Source organism: Clavibacter michiganensis, assembly GCF_021216655.1.
Classification (GTDB): Bacteria; Actinomycetota; Actinomycetes; order Actinomycetales; family Microbacteriaceae; genus Clavibacter; species Clavibacter michiganensis.
Map to the genome: position 1 here is coordinate 131,309 of NZ_CP080437.1, position 15,773 is coordinate 147,081.

Genomic DNA, 15,773 nt, shown 5'->3' on the forward strand with positions numbered 1-15,773 from the left:
ACCTCGGCGTGGGCCGCGTCGAGGCTAGTAGATTCGTCCCATGACGATCGCTCCCGAGGACTCCACGCTGCCCGGCGGAGGGTCGTTCCGCGACCTCCCCAAGGTCTCCCTGCACGACCACCTCGACGGCGGCCTCCGCCCCGGGACGATCGTCGAGATCGCCGACGAGATCGGCCTCGAGCTGCCCGCCGCGGGTGCCGAGGCGCTCGGCGAGTGGTTCCGCACCAGCGCCGACTCGGGATCGCTCGTGGAGTACCTGAAGACCTTCGACGTCACCATCGCCGCCATGCAGACGGAGGAGCACCTCGCGCGCGTCGCCCGCGAGTTCGTCGAGGACCTGGCGGACGACGGCGTCGTCTACGGCGAGATCCGCTGGGCGCCGGAGCAGCACCTCACCCGCGGGCTGTCGCTCGACCAGGCGGTCGAGGCCGTGCAGTCCGGCATCGAGGAGGCCGTGCGCGGCGTCGAGGAGGCGGGCGGATCCATCCGCGTCGGCCAGCTCGTCAGCGCCATGCGCCACCTCGACCGCGGCACCGAGATCGCGGAGCTCGCCGTCCGCCACCGCGACCGCGGCGTCGTGGGCTTCGACATCGCCGGGCCCGAGGCGGGCTTCCCGCCGTCCCGCATGCAGGGGGCGTTCGACCTGCTGGCGCGCGAGTGGATGCCCCGCACCGTGCACGCGGGCGAGGCCGACGGCCTCGAGTCCATCCGCGGCGCGCTCCTCGACGGCCGGGCCCTGCGCCTCGGCCACGGCGTGCGCATCGCCGAGGACATCGAGGTCGACAGCGAGGAGGGCGAGGACGTCTTCGTCACCCTCGGCACGCTCGCGCAGTGGATCAAGGACCGCGGCATCCCGCTCGAGCTCAGCCCGTCGTCGAACCTGCAGACCGGCGCCATCGCAGCGTGGGGCGACGCGATGGTCGACCACCCCTTCGACCTGCTCTACCAGCTCGGCTTCGCCGTCACGGTCAACACGGACAACCGCCTGATGAGCGGCACCAGCATCAGCCGCGAGCTGGCGCTCCTCACGGACGCGTTCGCCTACGACCTCGACGACCACGAGGTCTTCCAGCTCAACGCGGCCGCGGCGGCCTTCCTGCCGCTGGAGGAGCGCGAGGCGCTCGCCGACATCATCTCCGACGGGTTCGCGCGCCTGTAGCGCCGGCCCGGCACGGCCTCGCGTCCCGCACCACCCGCCCGCCCGCTTCGACAGAGAGGTCGCACCCCGTGCTCCCACCGCTCCCGGACGACGCCGTCACCCTCGGCGCCGACGCCGCCGACTGGCGCGCCGCCGTGCGCCTGGTCGGCGACGCGCTCGTGCGATCGGGGGCGGCCACCGCGGAGTACGGGGAGGCCATGATCCGCGTGGTCGAGGAGTTCGGCGCCTACGTCGTCATCGCCCCGGGGCTCGCGCTCGCGCACGCACGGCCCGGTCCGGAGACGCTCGCGGACGGCCTGGCGGTCGTCACGCTCACCGAGCCGGTGGCGTTCGGGCACGCGCACAACGACCCCGTCGACGTCATCGTCGGCCTCGCGGTCACGACGGTCGACCGGCACGTGTCTTCGGTCGCCGACATGGCCAACATCTTCAACGACGCCACCGCCATCCCGCGGCTGCGCGCCGCCACCACCGTCGACGAGGTCCGGCGCATCATGGCCGGCGAGGAGAGCGCATGAAGGTCGTCGCGATCTGCGGCGTGGGGATCGGCACGTCCGGCATCCTCAAGGTCAACGCGGAGCGGGCGCTCGCACGCCTCGGCATCGAGGCGGACGTGACCGCGGCCGACCTCGCGAGCGTCGCCTCCCTCGGCGAGGACGCGCAGGTGATCCTCACGTCCCCGGAGCTCGTGGACCGCATCGGGCAGACGTACGCCGACGTGGTGGTGATCGAGAACTACTTCGACCTCGAGGAGATCTCCGCCAAGCTCGACGCCGCGCTGGGCTGATCCGCCCCGGCGGGAGCCGATGCCGCGTCCGCCGCCGAGGTGGGGACCGGGCCACCGCGGGCGATGACGATCCCGGCCGCGAGGAGCGATGCCCCGGCGATCGCCGCTCCGGCCGCGATCACCGCGGGCGACGGGCCGGTGATCGGCTGCCCCGCGAGCGCCTGCGCGGTGACGAGCGCGACCGCCGCGAGGTACGCGACGGCGGCGATCGCCGTCAGCCGGACGCGCACCCGGTCCGGCGCCAGGGCCGGGATCCGCCGCGCCGCCAGCCCGAGGAGCAGCGCCGCGACGGGCAGCAGCTGCAGCGCGTGCATCCCGACGAAGTGCGGGATCCGCAGGTCGCCCGAGGTGGTGCTCCAGCCGAGCACGGGGAGCCCGGGGCCGCCGTCCGCCGCGCCCACGGTGTGCGCGCCGGCCACGCCGTGGAAGTCGGCGAGCTGGGCCGCGGTGGGAGAGGTCATGAGGTACGCGAGGCCGATGCCGACCAGCGCGATGAGGGCGCCTGCCCGGATCCCGAGCGTCAGCGCCGGGTCGGGCAGCCGCAGGCGCAGCACGGCCAGGCTCGTGAGGAAGGCGCACAGGTACAGCACGGTGACGGAGGCCGCCATGACGCCCCAGAGGGCGGTCGCCAGCGGGGTCGTGACGTTGAAGTGGCTCGTCGTCCCGGCCGCCGCCGCGCCCACGATGACCGCCTGCTCGATGACCAGCGCCACCGCGACCACGGTCCCCACGACGTGCGCCTGCCGTCGGAAGCGCGGGAGCCGTGCGATGAGCCACGCCCACGAGACGGCGTAGACGAGGATCGACAGCGAGAACTTGGCGGGCTTGTCCCAGACGGGCGCGCCCGTGACCACGCGGTCGTCGACCAGGCCGCCCACGAGGCACGCCGCCGCGACGACGGCCATGAGCGCGGCGACCGCCATGAGGGGCCGGTGCCACCCGAACGCGCGGCGGATCACGACGCGGCCTCCGTCGGCATCGCGATGGTGGCCTGCGCGATCCGCCGGAGCCCGGCGGCCAGCTCGTCGCCGAGCACGGTGCCGACGACCATGAGCTCGGCCATCGCCGTGCGGTCGGGCCGGGCGCTCACCCCGGCGAGGTCGGCCTGGGCCTGCACGCCCGCGGCCTCGGCATAGCGCGCGAGGTAGGCGTCCTCGACCGGGTGCCCGGAGCGGGCGAAGGCGTCGACCGCCCGCGCTGCCTGCGCACGGCCGGCGTGCCCGTCCAGGACACACCAGCCGGCCTCCTCGGTGACCGCGTCGATCCGGGCGAGCGCGTCGGACGCGGGCGGCTCCGTCGCCGGCGGGCCGGGCGTGAGGGCGTCCTGCGCGACCGCGAAGACGTCCTGCACGCGGCGGTCGTCGTCGTCGAGCACGGCCAGGACCTCGCGGGCCCGGGCGACGGGCAGCCGCCCGACGTCGATGAGCGCGCGGATCAGCCGGATCCGCCGCGCGTGCTCGTCGTCGTAGTCGGTGCGGTTGTCGCGGACACGGGTGCCCGCGGGCAGCAGGCCCTCGCGGACGTAGTACTTGACGGTGGCCGGCGGGACGCCCGTGGTCTCGGCCAGCTCGGTGATGCGCATGCCGCGAGGCTAGCGCACTGATAGCTCCACTACCAGTGAACGTCACACGGAGATCACGGGCCGCCGGACGGCCCGCGGATCCCCGCCTCAGACCTCGAGGAGGAGCGGCACGGCCTGCGCCAGGTCGGCCACGACGGCGCGCGCGGCGTCTCGGCGCTCGGCCACGGTGCCCTCGGTGCTCTGCGCGTCGAGGTAGACCTTGATCTTCGGCTCCGTGCCGCTCGGACGCACGATGAGCCGCGCGCCGTCGCCCAGGTGGAAGCGGAGCACGTCGCTCGGCGGCAGGTCGGCCGTGCCCTCGGCGAGGTCGTCCATGCGCTCGACGCGACGGGATCCGATCGAGGTCGGCGGCGACTGCCGGAGCTTCGCCATGATGCGCGGGATGACGGCGAGGTCGGTGACGCGCACGGAGATCTGGTCGCTCGCGAAGGAGCCGAACCGCTCGGCGAACTCGCGGTCGTAGTCGTCGATGGTCTGCCCGCGCGACTTGAGCAGCATCACGCCGTGGAGCACGGCGACGGCGGCGGAGATGCCGTCCTTGTCGCTCGTGATCCAGGGCGCGACCAGGTAGCCGAGCGCCTCCTCGTAGCCGTAGACGAGATCCGGCACGCGGCTGATCCACTTGAAGCCCGTGAGCGTCTCGCGGTAGCCGAAGCCCAGCTCCCGGGCGACGACCTCGAGCGCGGGGGAGGAGACGAGGGACGAGGCGAACGTGCCCGTGTTGCCGTCCGCCGCGTAGCGCTCGGCGATGCCGAGGCCGAGCAGCATGCCGACCTCGTTGCCGGAGAGGCGGCGCCAGGCGCCGTGCTCATCCGCGATGGCGACCGCGAGCCGGTCGGCGTCGGGGTCGTTGGCGATGATGAGCTCGGCGTCGGACCGCACGGCCGCCTCGAACGCGAGGTCGAGCGCGCCCGGCTCCTCGGGGTTCGGGAAGTCGACCGTGGGGAAGTCGGGATCGGGATCCGCCTGCGCGGCGACGACGACGGGCGCGTCGACGCCGACCGCGTCGAATACGCGCGCCGCGGTCTCCCATCCGACTCCGTGCAGCGGCGTGTAGACCCACTTCAGGGGGGCGAGCGGGGCGGCGAACAGGTCGGCGGTCTCCTCGACGTAGGAGTCGATCAACGTCTCGGGCGCGATCTCGTAGTCGTCCGCCACCGGCAGCTGCTGCACGGTGCGCTCGCCCGCGGCCTTGTGGATGAAGGCCGCGATGTCGCGGTCGGCCGGGCTGACGATCTGCGCGCCGTGGTCCTCGTCGCCGAGGTAGACCTTGTAGCCGTTGTCGCGCGCCGGGTTGTGCGACGCCGTGACCATGACGCCCGCGCTCACGGCGAGGTGCTTCACCGCGTAGGCGAGGACGGGCGTGGGCAGGGCCCGGGGGAGCAGCACCGTGCGGACGCCTGCACCGGCCATGATCCGCGCGGTGTCCTCGGCGAAGACCCGCGAGTTGTGGCGCCCGTCGTAGCCGATGACGATGCTGGGCCGCGGGCTGCGGCTGCGGAGGTAGTCGGCGAAGCCGGCGGCGGCCTGCGACACGAGCACGCGGTTCATCCGGTTCGGGCCCGCGCCCAGCTCGCCGCGGAGCCCGGCGGTGCCGAACTGGAGGCGCGTCTGGAAGCGGTCGCGGATCCCTGCTGCCGCCTGCTCCCGGTCGGCCGCGGAGGCCCCGGCAGCGGTGCCGTCGACGAGGGCGAGCAGCTCGTCGACCTCGGCGCGGGTGACGGGATCCGGGTCCTGCGCCTGCCAGGCGCGCGCGGCCGCGACCAGCGCCGCGGTCTCCTCGCGGCTCACAGGGCGCCCACGATGCGCGCCAGCATGCCGCCGATGCGGCCCTCGGCGGCGCGGCCGGCCTCGATGACCTCCTCGTGGCTGAGCGGGGTCTTCTGGATCCCGGCCGCGAGGTTCGTGATGAGCGACATGCCGAGCACCTCCATGCCGGCCTCGCGCGCGGCGATGGCCTCGAGGGCGGTGGACATGCCGACGATGTGGCCGCCGATCGCCTTCGCCATCTGCACCTCTGCCGGCGTCTCGTAGTGCGGGCCGCGGAACTGGCAGTAGACGCCCTCGTCGAGGTCGGGCTCGACCTCGTGGGCGATCGCCCGGAGCCTGGCCGAGTAGAGGTCTGTGAGGTCGATGAAGGTCGCGCCCTCGAGCGGCGAGTCGGCGGTGAGGTTGATGTGGTCGCTGATGAGGACGGGCGTGCCCGGGGTCCAGTGCTCCTTGATGCCGCCCGCGCCGTTGGTGAGGATCATGGTCCTCGCGCCGGTCGCGGCCGCGGTGCGCACGCTGTGCACGACCCGGCGGACGCCGTGGCCCTCGTAGTAGTGGGTGCGCGCGCCGATCACGAGGGCACGGCGGCCGGACGGCAGCAGGACGCTGCGGAGCGAGCCGACGTGGCCCTCGAGCGCGGGCTTCGAGAAGCCGACGACCTCCGTCGCGGGGATCGTCGCGGTGGTCTCGCCGATGAGGTCCGCCGCCTTCCCCCATCCGCTGCCGAGCGTGAGGGCGATGTCGTGGCGCTCGACGCCCGTGAGCTCGGCGATCTGCCCGGCCGCCTGCCGCGCGATCTCCTGGGGGTCGGCGTCGGGCGACTCGAGGGGGTTGCTGTACGTCATGCCCCGATCCTAAATGCGCGGGCGCGGGCGGCCCCGGCCGCCACGACGGCCGGGTTCGCGCGGGCCGCGGGCCTGCGGGATGATGTGCGCATGGGATACGAGTTCGAGGCCAACCAGCGGATCGCCGTCCTCGGAGGGGGTCCCGGCGGCTACGAGGCCGCCATCGCCGGAGCGCAGCTCGGCGCGGAGGTGACGCTGGTGGAGCGCGTGGGCGTCGGCGGCTCGGCCGTGATGACCGACGTCGTCCCCTCGAAGACCCTCATCGCCACCGCGGAGGCCACCAACGCGCTCGGCGAGGCCGCGGACCTCGGCGTCCAGTTCTTCTCCCGCGGCGAGGCGACCCGTCGGCCCGTGCGCCCCGAGGTCGCGGTCAACCTCCAGGCCGTCAACGACCGCCTGCTCCGGCTCGCGCGCCAGCAGTCCGAGGACATGAAGTCGAGCCTCATCCGCGCCGGCGTCCGCATCGTGCAGGGCGAGGGCCGGCTCGACGGGCCGAACCGCATCATCGTCTCCACCGGGCGCGGGGGCGGCCGAGGCACCGACTTCGACGAGATCGACGCGGACACCACGGTCATCTCCACGGGCGCGAGCCCCCGCATCCTCGACACCGCGAAGCCGGACGGCGAGCGGATCCTCACCTGGACGCAGCTCTACACGATGGACTGCGTTCCCGAGCACCTCATCGTCGTGGGATCCGGCGTCACGGGCGCCGAGTTCGCCTCGGCCTACACCGCGCTCGGCGCCAAGGTCACGCTCATCTCCTCCCGCGACCAGGTGCTGCCGGGCGAGGACGCCGACGCCGCCCGCGTGATCGAGGACGTCTTCACCCGCAACGGCATGACCGTGCTGTCGAAGTCGCGCGCCGAGTCGGTCGTCCGCAAGGGCGACGGCGTGGTCGCGACGCTCAGCGACGGCCGCGTCGTCGAGGGCAGCCACTGCCTCATGGCGGTCGGATCCGTGCCCAACACCGCGGGGATCGGCCTCGAGGAGGCGGGCGTGCAGATGAGCGACTCCGGCCACATCCGCGTCAACCGCGTCGCGCGCACCTCGGTGCCGAGCGTCTACGCGGCGGGCGACTGCACCACGTTCCTGCCGCTCGCCTCGGTCGCGTCGATGCAGGGCCGCACGGCCGTCTACCACGCGATGGGCGACGCGGTCAGCCCCACCGAGCTCCGCAACGTGACCTCGAACATCTTCACGCAGCCGGAGATCGCGACGGTCGGCTGGTCGCAGAAGCAGATCGAGGAGGGGCTCGCGCAGGGCGACATCTACAAGCTGCCGCTCGCGTCCAACCCCCGCGCGAAGATGCAGAACGTGAAGGACGGCTTCGTCAAGCTGTTCGCGCGCACCGGCTCCGGCACGGTCATCGGCGGCGTCATCGTCGCCCCCAAGGCGAGCGAGCTGATCTTCCCGCTCGCCCTCGCCGTGGAGCACCGGCTCACGGTCGACGACGTCGCCCGCGCGTTCACGGTCTACCCGTCGCTCTCGGGCAGCATCTCCGACGCGGCGCGCGCGATGCACATCGTCCTCTGACCCGCCGGCCGCATCGCTCGGCCCCACGCGACGACGGCCGGCCCCCGAGGGGACCGGCCGTCGTCGCGTGGGGCCGGATCAGACGATGTCGAGCAGGCGGTGCCCCGACGGGACGGTCTGGCCCACCTCGGCGGCGATCCCGGAGACGGTGCCCGCGGTGTGCGCCGTGAGCGGCTGCTCCATCTTCATCGCCTCGAGGACGACGAGGAGGTCGCCCTTGACGACCTGCTGGCCCTCCTCGACCGCGAGCTTGACGACGGTCGCCTGCATGGGCGAGGTGACGGATCCGCCGCCCGAGGTGTCGACGGAGCCGGCCTGCTTGCGCCGGGCCGGGGCGGCGGCCGCGCGGCGGGACGAGGACGCGCCTGCTGCGGGCGCGAGGTCCTCGGGGAGGCTCACCTCGATGCGCTTGCCGCCGACCTCGACCACGACCGTGTGCCGGGCGGGCGCCTCGGCGGCGTCCTCGAGGGCGCCGGACCACGGCTCGATGGTGTTGTCGAACTCGGTCTCGATCCAGCGCGTGTAGACGGAGAAGGGCGCGCCGTCCGCCGGGGCGAAGGCCGCGTCGTGCACGATCGCGCGGTGGAAGGGGAGCACGGTGGGCAGCCCCTGCACCTCGAACTCGTCGAGGGCGCGGCGCGAGCGCTCGAGGGCGTCCTCGCGGCTGGATCCCGTGACGATGAGTTTCGCGAGCAGCGAGTCGAACGCGCCCGAGACCACGTCGCCGGCCCGCACGCCGGAGTCGACGCGGACGCCGGGGCCGCCGGGCGCCTGGAACACGTGCACGGGGCCGGGCGCGGGGAAGAAGCCGCGGCCCGGATCCTCGCCGTTGATGCGGAACTCGAACGAGTGGCCGCGCGGCGCCGGGTCGTCGTAGTCGATGAGGCCGCCCGCGGCGATGCGGAATTGCTCGCGCACGAGGTCGATGCCCGTGACCTCCTCGGAGACCGGGTGCTCGACCTGGAGGCGGGTGTTGACCTCGAGGAAGGAGATGGTGCCGTCCTGCGCCACGAGGAACTCGCACGTGCCGGCGCCGACGTAGCCGACCTCGCGGAGGATCGCCTTGGACGCGGCGTAGAGCTGGGCGTTCTGCTCGTCGGTGAGGAACGGCGCGGGCGCCTCCTCCACGAGCTTCTGGTGGCGGCGCTGCAGCGAGCAGTCGCGGGTGGAGATCACGACGACGGTGCCGGCGGAGTCGGCCAGGCACTGCGTCTCGACGTGGCGCGGGCGGTCGAGGTACTTCTCGACGAAGCACTCGCCGCGGCCGAACGCCGCGACGGCCTCGCGGGTGGCGGACTCGAAGAGCTCCGGCACCTCCTCGCGGGTGCGGGCCACCTTGAGGCCGCGGCCGCCGCCGCCGAACGCCGCCTTGATCGCGACGGGCAGGCCGTGCACGTCGACGAAGTCGAGCACCTCGTCGGCGCCGGACACGGGGTTGAGCGTGCCGGGGGCGAGCGGCGCGCCCACGCGCTCGGCCACGTGCCGGGCCGTGGTCTTGTCGCCGAGCTGCTGGATGGCGCTCGGCGAGGGGCCGATCCACGTGAGCCCGGCGTCGATGACCTGCTGGGCGAAGTCGGCGTTCTCGGCGAGGAAGCCATAGCCCGGGTGCACGGCGTCGGCGCCGGAGCGGCGGGCGATGGAGAGGAGCTTGGCGATGACGAGGTAGGTGTCGGCGCTCGTCTGACCGTCGAGGGCGTAGGCCTCGTCGGCGAGCGTGACGTGCAGGGCGTCGCGGTCCTGGTCGGCGTAGACGGCGACCGAGCCGATCCCCGCATCCCTCGCCGCCCGGATGATGCGGACGGCGATCTCGCCCCGGTTGGCGATGAGGACCTTGTTCACACGCGTCATGAGACCCCAGCCTAGGGTCTGGGATGCGCGCGGCTTCGGAGGGTCCGCACAAACATGAGGGGCCGCCGGGTACGCGTGCCCACAACCGGCCGGTCGCGTCGCGCCCCTGGCATGATCGACGCATGACCGCACCCGGCACCGGCGACGACGACGCGCGAGCGGCCGCGGCCGACCTCGTGGAGCTGCTGAGGGCCACGGTCGCCGAGCTGCGGGCCCGTCGCGCGCCCGACGAGGCGCTCGCCGAGGTGCGCGCCAAGCGCTCGTTCGGGCCCATCAAGCGGCAGCCGGCCATGGTGCCGGTGGGTCGCGCCTGGCGGCTCGGCGTCCTGCTGCTCTCGGCCGACGGATCCCTGCGTCGCACCGGCAGCATCACGCGTGCCGTGGAGCCGACGCGATCCCAGGGCCTCGACTCGGGCGTCGAGGCGCGCAAGGAGGCGAGGCGCCAGGCCGTCCGCGCCTTCGAGGAGGGCGACGCGGTGGACTACGACTGGGAGCCGATCGCGCTCGACGCGGCGTCGCTCGCGCGCGGATCCGGGCCCCTCAGCCTGCGCGGCCGCGAGATCCGCGTGCAGTGGGGGCCGGCCGCGCACGAGACGCGGTCGCTCGACGCGTACCTCGCCGACCGCATCGAGGTCCTCGGGATCGGCTGACGCCCGCCGGCACCGAGCGCGTCAGAGGAGGCGGGCCGCCACGGCGCCCTGACGGTTCCAGAGGTCCGTCCACTCCGTACCGAGCTCGCGGACGAGCCCGCGGAGGGTGGGCAGCGACAGGCCGACGACCGTGCTCGGGTCGCCCTGGATCCGCTCGATGAAGGCGGCGCCCAGGCTGTCGATGGTGAACGACCCGGCGACGAGCAGCGGCTCGCCCGTGGCGACGTAGGCGTCGATCTCCGCGTCCGTGATGTCGGCGCGGAATCGCACGTCCGCGACGGCCGCGCGCCCGATGCCGCGCACGATGCGGCCGTCGGCCACCTCGATCAGCCAGTGCCCGGAGTGCAGCCGCCCCTCCCTGCCGCGCTGCGCCCGCCAGCGCTCGGTGGCGCGCTCCACGGTGTGCGGCTTGCCGTGCACGACGTCGTCGATCTCGAAGGCCGAGTCACCGCCGAGCACGAGGCCCGTGAGCGGCGCACCCGCGACGAGCTGCCCGACGACCGCCTCGGCCTTGGCGCGCGCGAGCAGCTGCACCATGGCCTCGGCGCCGAGCGGACCCTGGCCCGCCTCGGCGGCCGCGACCGCGGCGGGCTCGTCGACGTCGGAGGGCAGCACGACGGGCTCGATGCCGGCGGAGCGCAGGAGGGCCAGGCGGGCGGGGGAGGTGGAGGCGAGGTGGAGGCGCGTGGTCACGCCGACATGGTGGCATGCCCGTGCGGCGTCCGCGCGTCCCGGGGACACCCCCGCGTGTGTCAGGGGCGCGGTCCGCTGTCGTGTGTGTGTCCGTGCCGCTCCCGCGTGTGTCAGGGGCGCGGTCCGCTGTCGTGTGTGTGTCCGTGCCGCTCCCGCGTGTGTCAGGGGCGCGGTCCGCTGTCGTGTGTGTCCGTGCCGCTCCCGCGTGTGTCAGGGTTGCGGGATGGGTGAGCAGGTGGGCCGCGAGGTCGAGGTGGACGTGACGAACATGGCGCACGGAGGGGTCTCCGTGGCCAGGCACGACGGCCGGGTGATCTTCGTCTCGGACGCGATCCCCGGCGAGCGGGTGCGGGCGCGCATCACCGAGGACTCCAAGAAGTCGTTCTGGCGCGCCGACACGGTCGAGGTGCTCGACGCGTCGCCGCACCGCCGCCCGCACGTCTGGGCCGAGGCCTCCGTCGACCGCGCCCCCGAGGACCGCGTCGGCGGCGCCGAGCTCGGCCACATCCGCCTCGCCCACCAGCGCGAGCTCAAGCGGCAGGTCGTGGTCGACTCGCTCTCCCGCATGGCGCACGTCGACATGGACGTCAAGGTGCAGGCGCTCCCCGGCGACGATGAGTCCGACGGGCTCGGCTGGCGCACGCGCGTCAGCCTGCACGTGGCCGACGACGGCCTGGTCGGCCCGTACGCCTCGCGCTCGCACCGGGTGATCCCCGTGGAGACGCTGCCGCTCGCCACCGCCGGCGTCAACGGCGCGGCGCCCTTCGGGCAGCGCTTCCCCGGCGTCGAGGGGATCGACCTCGTCGCCCCCTCCGACGGCCACGTGCGCATGCTCCTCATCGACGGCAAGGCGCAGCGCCGCGACACCATCACCGAGCGCGTCCACGACCGCGAGTTCAAGCTCGAGGCGGGCGGCTTCTGGCAGGTGCACCGCCGCGCGGCCGAGACGCTCTACGACGCCGTGCAGTCCTCCGTCGACGAGGCCCTCTTCGACCCGCGCGCCGCGAACCTCGACCTCTACGGCGGTGTCGGCCTGCTGGCCGCCGCTGTGGGCGACCGCTTCGGCGACACCGTGCGGATCACGAGCGTGGAGAGCGACGAGGTCGCGACCGAGTTCGCCGGCGACAACCTGGCGGAGTGGGTGGGCGCCGCGTCGCTCACGGCGCGCGTCGACCGCTACCTGCAGAACCTCGTCCGCGAGGCGAGCCCCGCCGAGCGCCGTCGCCTGCAGGCGGCGACCGTCGTGCTCGACCCGCCGCGCGCCGGCGCCAAGAAGCCCGTCGTCGACGCGCTCGCCGAGCTGCGCCCGGCTCAGGTCGTCTACGTGGCGTGCGATCCCGTCGCGTTGGCCCGCGACGTGGCGCTGTTCGCCGAGCGCGGCTACGAGCTCCGCTCGGTGCGTTCGTTCGACCTCTTCCCGCACACCCACCACGTCGAGAGCGTGGCCGTGCTGGTGCCCGCCGCCTCCTGACATCGGGCATCCGCCGCCGAGGGGGCGCGGCAGCCGGGCGATACAGTGGGCGAGGCGATCGTCGGAGCTCGACGGCACCACGCGACGAGGGGGATCCGGATGACCGAGACCACGCAGGGATCCGATCAGGTGACCGAAGGCCGTCCGCCCGTCCGCGTCGCCGTCGTCGACGACCACGAGTCGGTGCGGCTCGGCCTCAAGGCCGCGTGCCTCGACGCCGGGTTCGAGTTCATCCTCGCGGCCGCGAACGCCCGCGAGCTCGTCGAGGGCCTGGTCGGCCGGGAGTGCGACGTGGTCGTCCTCGACCTCTCGCTGGGGGACGGATCCTCCGTCACCGACAACGTCAAGGCCGCGCAGGGCACGGGTGCCGCGGTGCTCGTCCACAGCATCGCCGACCGCGTCGCGAGCGTCCGCGAGGCGCTGGCCGCCGGTGCCGCCGGGGTGATCCCCAAGTCGTCGGCCACGCAGACCGTCATGGCGGCCGTCGCCACCGTCGCACGCGGCGACGTGCTCAACAACCTGGAGTGGGCGACCGCCATCGACGCGGACCGCGACTTCGCGAAGGCCCAGCTCGGCCGGCGCGAGCGCGACGTGCTCCACCTCTACGCCTCCGGCCTGCCGCTCAAGCTCGTCGCGCAGCAGCTGGGCATCGCGAACAGCACGGCGCGCGAGTACCTCGACCGGATCCGCGTGAAGTACGTCGAGGTCGGCCGCCCCGCCCCCACGAAGGTCGACCTGCTCCGCCGCGCCGTGGAAGACGGCATCCTCCCGGGACTGGACCAGGACGGCGGCGATGGCCGCTAGGCCTCCGGCCAGCGCGCCGCGCTCCGCGGCCCCCGTGACGCGCGCCCTCGCCGGCGCCCCGCCGCGGACCCCCGACAACCCCATCAGCCTCGCCCGCATCGAGACGATCCTCGCCCGCGGCGCCAGCGCGTTCGGTCTGCTCTTCGCCCTGCAGTCGCTGCAGGTCGTCAACGGGCAGCTGGACGCCATGCGCCCGGCCTGGAGCATCGCCTTCCTCGTGGTGTTCTTCGGCGGCCTCGTCTGGACGTGCGTCGCCGGCGTGATCCGCCGCGGGGTCGTGCCCGCGCACGCGACCGTCGCCCTGGTCTTCGTCCTCGCGCTCGCGACGTGGCCGTTCGCGATCGTCCCCGAGACCCTCTCGACCATCCCGCAGCCGTTCCTGTACCAGGAGCTCACGGTCGCGACCACGTGCGCCGCGATGGCCTTCCGCCTCTGGATCGCGGTGATCTACACGGTCGCCGTGCCGCTCGGGCTCGGCTTCCTCGAGGTGGCGGTGCGCCACGGCGTGATCACGCCGCTCGACTCGTTCCTGCAGGTCCTCTACTCGATCATCCTCGGCGGCTCGGTCCTGATGATCGTCACGGTGCTCCGACAGGCGGCCCTCGGGGTCGACTGGGCCCAGGGCACCGCGCTGACGCGCTACTCGCACGCGGTGCGCCAGCATGCCACGGAGGTGGAGCGCGTGCAGGTCGACGCGATCGTGCACGACAGCGTGCTCACCACGCTGCTCTCGGCGGCCCGCACCGCGGATCCGGCGGCCAGGAAGCTCGCCGCCACGATGGCCGCCAACGCGATGGGGCACCTGGCCGCGGCGGAGCAGGGCACGGACGACGACGCCTCGGTGCCCCTGCGCGCCGTCGCGAAGCGCATCGTCGACGCCGCCTCCGCGCTCTCCGCGCCGTTCGTCCTCGAGACGCGCGACCTCGGCGCGCGCACGGTCCCGGTGGCCACCGCCGAGGCGATCTACTCCGCGGCGGTGCAGGCGATGATGAACAGCCTCCAGCACGCCGGCACCTCGGCCGAGACCATCACCCGGACGCTCGTCATCTCCGGCCACGGTGACGAGGGCGTGGCGATCGACGTCGTCGACGACGGCGTCGGGTTCGACCAGCGCCGCATCCCCACTGAGCGCCTGGGGCTCCGCGTGTCCATCAAGGAGCGCGTGGCGCAGGCCGGCGGGCTCGTCACCATCGACTCGGCGCCGGGGGAGGGCACGGCCGTGCGGATCCGCTGGCCCGCCCCGTCCGACGCCGCCGCGCCCGAGGCACCCATCCTCCCCGGGGACCTCGACGCGGCTCCGACCGAGCGCCCGGATCGCGAGAGGGGCGACCGGTGATCGTCGTCCCGCGCTCGATCGTGCTGGGCCTCGCCGCCCTCTTCTCGGCGTACCACGTGGTGCTCGCGCTCGTCGCGATCGCCGCCCCCGCGGATCCGGCCGTCACGCTCGTCGCCGTGGCGCTCTACCTCGTCGCCACGCTCATGAGCCTGTGGCCCACGAGCCCCACGGTCATGCCCGTCTGGCTCGCGTCGTTCAACCTCGCCGTCGCGACGGTCGTGCCGGTCCTGGTGACCAGCCAGCTCTCGCCCGGGCCGCTCGCGCCCTTCACGACCTGGCACGTCGCCGCCGTCGGCACCCTGATGACCATCACGTCCGCCCGCCGCCGGCAGGGCTTCGCCTGGGCGGGCATCGTCATCCTGGCGGTGCAGACCGTGCTCTGGGGCGGGCCGGCCGGGCTCGTCGCATACGGCGTCACGGGCAGCGCGCTGTGGGTGGCCGTCTCGCACGTCCTCGCGCACGCCCTCGCCAAGGCCGCGCGCGACGCCCGGCAGTTCCACCGCGCCGAGCGCGAGGCGGCGGACTGGCAGGCCGCGCAGGAGGCGCACCTCTACGAGCGGCAGTTCCGGCTCCGCCAGACGAGCCGGATGGCCGTCCCCATGCTCCGCCGCATCGTGGAGACGGGCGGCGACCTGTCCCCGGAGGAGCGGCAGGAGTGCCTCTACCTGGAGGGCGCGATCCGCGATGAGATCCGCGGGCGCACTCTCCTCAACGACGCCGTCCGCGAGCAGGTCATGCTCGCCCGGCGCCGCGGCACCGTCGTCACGCTCCTCGACGAGGGCGGCATCGACGACCTCGACGACGCCACGCGCGACGTGGTGCTCGACCGGCTCGCCGAGGCCGTGCGGGACACGCGGGCGGACAAGATCATCGCCCGGACGGTGCCCGAGGGATCCGACACGGCGATCACCGTCGTCGGCCTCAGCGTGGCGGGCGACGGCAGCGCGAGCCTCCTGGGCAGCGACGACCTGGACGACGAGGTCGACCTGTGGCTGGAGATCCCGCGCCCGCGCATCTGAACCGATCCGAGGCCGGTCGGCGTGACCGGTCGGTGATGCTGAGAGGCGCGGGGGCCGGTGCCTGCACCGTCCGCCCCCGCGCCTCTCCGGTCACCCCGATGACCCGAGCATCGGGATGATCCGCCCCCCGGCGTCGTCTGCTCACCACAGATGGACGACGCCGTGTTGACTGACCCGCGATGCGGGCCCCCCAGCACGACGAGTCTCACGCAGCGGGAGGGACCGGCCAAGTCGTCATTTGGGAGGACACGGCGTGCGGCGCACGCACCCCGCGGG

15 protein-coding genes are annotated in these 15,773 nt (G+C 73.9%); 9 read left to right on the forward strand and 6 right to left on the reverse strand.

All coding sequences use genetic code 11. The annotated features are described in order from the left end of the window. Positions 1 to 40 precede the first annotated feature (40 nt). The 3 genes from K0V08_RS00580 to K0V08_RS00590 all read left to right on the forward strand — a co-directional run bounded on the left by K0V08_RS00580 (position 41) and on the right by K0V08_RS00590 (position 1,946). On the forward strand, positions 41 to 1,159 hold the full coding sequence (locus K0V08_RS00580; protein WP_079532276.1) for an adenosine deaminase: 1,119 nt from the start codon (positions 41 to 43) through the stop codon (positions 1,157 to 1,159). Between the two features lie 68 nt (positions 1,160 to 1,227). Beyond that, positions 1,228 to 1,677, forward strand: coding sequence for a PTS sugar transporter subunit IIA (locus tag K0V08_RS00585; RefSeq protein WP_012037670.1), 450 nt, complete (start codon positions 1,228 to 1,230; stop codon positions 1,675 to 1,677). Continuing rightward, positions 1,674 to 1,946, forward strand: a complete 273-nt coding sequence (locus K0V08_RS00590) for a PTS sugar transporter subunit IIB (protein ID WP_012037671.1) — start codon at positions 1,674 to 1,676, stop codon at positions 1,944 to 1,946. The genes K0V08_RS00585 and K0V08_RS00590 overlap by 4 nt, the downstream gene beginning before the upstream one ends. Here the strand turns inward: K0V08_RS00590 and K0V08_RS00595 are convergent. The 4 genes from K0V08_RS00595 to K0V08_RS00610 form a co-directional block, all read right to left on the reverse strand. Beyond that, positions 1,895 to 2,905 carry a hypothetical protein gene (locus K0V08_RS00595; protein ID WP_079532279.1) on the reverse strand — a complete coding sequence of 337 codons (1,011 nt, stop codon included), beginning with the start codon at positions 2,903 to 2,905 and terminating at the stop codon, positions 1,895 to 1,897. The two genes, K0V08_RS00590 and K0V08_RS00595, sit on opposite strands and share 52 nt — an antisense overlap. Next, positions 2,902 to 3,528, reverse strand: a complete 627-nt coding sequence (locus tag K0V08_RS00600) for a MerR family transcriptional regulator (RefSeq protein WP_012037673.1) — start codon at positions 3,526 to 3,528, stop codon at positions 2,902 to 2,904. The genes K0V08_RS00595 and K0V08_RS00600 overlap by 4 nt, the downstream gene beginning before the upstream one ends. 87 nt (positions 3,529 to 3,615) lie before the next feature. Further along, positions 3,616 to 5,319, reverse strand: coding sequence for a phospho-sugar mutase (locus tag K0V08_RS00605; RefSeq protein ID WP_079532282.1), 1,704 nt, complete (start codon positions 5,317 to 5,319; stop codon positions 3,616 to 3,618). Further along, positions 5,316 to 6,143: a purine-nucleoside phosphorylase gene (locus K0V08_RS00610; RefSeq protein WP_012037675.1), complete on the reverse strand. Its 828-nt coding sequence runs from the start codon at positions 6,141 to 6,143 to the stop codon at positions 5,316 to 5,318. The genes K0V08_RS00605 and K0V08_RS00610 overlap by 4 nt, the downstream gene beginning before the upstream one ends. A gap of 90 nt (positions 6,144 to 6,233) precedes the next feature. Here K0V08_RS00610 and K0V08_RS00615 point away from each other — a divergent pair, with 90 nt between their 5' ends. Next, positions 6,234 to 7,676 (forward strand): NAD(P)H-quinone dehydrogenase, encoded by a 1,443-nt coding sequence (locus K0V08_RS00615; RefSeq protein WP_012037676.1) that lies wholly within the window; start codon positions 6,234 to 6,236, stop codon positions 7,674 to 7,676. A 78-nt stretch (positions 7,677 to 7,754) separates the two neighbouring features. Here K0V08_RS00615 and K0V08_RS00620 read toward each other — a convergent pair whose 3' ends face one another. Next, entirely contained in the window at positions 7,755 to 9,524 is a 1,770-nt protein-coding gene (locus K0V08_RS00620; protein ID WP_079532285.1) for an acetyl/propionyl/methylcrotonyl-CoA carboxylase subunit alpha, read from the reverse strand. Positions 9,525 to 9,646: 122 nt separating this feature from the next. Here K0V08_RS00620 and K0V08_RS00625 point away from each other — a divergent pair, with 122 nt between their 5' ends. Continuing rightward, a complete protein-coding gene (locus K0V08_RS00625) occupies positions 9,647 to 10,174 on the forward strand; it encodes a hypothetical protein (protein ID WP_079532288.1) in 528 nt (175 codons plus the stop codon). Positions 10,175 to 10,195: 21 nt separating this feature from the next. Here the strand turns inward: K0V08_RS00625 and K0V08_RS00630 are convergent, their stop codons facing one another. Beyond that, positions 10,196 to 10,867 (reverse strand): Maf family protein, encoded by a 672-nt coding sequence (locus tag K0V08_RS00630; protein ID WP_079532291.1) that lies wholly within the window; start codon positions 10,865 to 10,867, stop codon positions 10,196 to 10,198. 223 nt (positions 10,868 to 11,090) lie between these two features. Between K0V08_RS00630 and K0V08_RS00635 the strand changes: the two genes are divergently transcribed. From K0V08_RS00635 to K0V08_RS00650, 4 genes are all read left to right on the forward strand, one after another. Next, a complete protein-coding gene (locus tag K0V08_RS00635) occupies positions 11,091 to 12,338 on the forward strand; it encodes a class I SAM-dependent RNA methyltransferase (protein WP_043560649.1) in 1,248 nt (415 codons plus the stop codon). 99 nt (positions 12,339 to 12,437) lie between these two features. Beyond that, positions 12,438 to 13,142 carry a response regulator transcription factor gene (locus K0V08_RS00640; RefSeq protein WP_012037681.1) on the forward strand — a complete coding sequence of 235 codons (705 nt, stop codon included), beginning with the start codon at positions 12,438 to 12,440 and terminating at the stop codon, positions 13,140 to 13,142. Between the two features lie 34 nt (positions 13,143 to 13,176). Continuing rightward, positions 13,177 to 14,478 (forward strand): sensor histidine kinase, encoded by a 1,302-nt coding sequence (locus K0V08_RS00645; RefSeq protein WP_227335139.1) that lies wholly within the window; start codon positions 13,177 to 13,179, stop codon positions 14,476 to 14,478. Next, on the forward strand, positions 14,475 to 15,497 hold the full coding sequence (locus tag K0V08_RS00650) for a hypothetical protein (RefSeq protein WP_012037683.1): 1,023 nt from the start codon (positions 14,475 to 14,477) through the stop codon (positions 15,495 to 15,497). The genes K0V08_RS00645 and K0V08_RS00650 overlap by 4 nt, the downstream gene beginning before the upstream one ends. The last annotated feature ends 276 nt before the right edge of the window (positions 15,498 to 15,773 follow it).